The following is a 211-nucleotide window of genomic DNA, read 5'->3' as shown; positions in this document are numbered from 1 at the left end:
TCGATGACGTGGAGGACCTGTCCGAGGACGATGCCTTCACCGGCGGCGAGCCGCGATACGGCCAGCCGCCGGGCGGCGTGTCCCCGCATGACGATTCCCATGACGGCACGTCCGACGGGTCCGGCCAGCCGGGGTGCGGGCGGTCCTCGGGCAGCGGGCCGCTCGGCAGTGGCGGCAGTGGGCCGCTCGGCGGTGAGCCGGTGGGCGAGGA

At 75.4% G+C, this 211-nt stretch carries 1 protein-coding gene; it reads right to left on the bottom strand.

Translation table 11 applies throughout. From position 1 onward, the window contains the following. Positions 1-211 (bottom strand): hypothetical protein (locus N5079_RS35295; RefSeq protein ID WP_261588569.1); only part of this gene is annotated, 211 nt, incomplete at both ends.

The organism is Planotetraspora sp. A-T 1434 (assembly GCF_025420585.1).
GTDB lineage: Bacteria > Actinomycetota > Actinomycetes > Streptosporangiales > Streptosporangiaceae > JAOEGB01.
The sequence above is the reverse complement of the archived record's forward strand: the minus strand, read 5'-3'. Positions and strand labels throughout refer to the sequence as shown.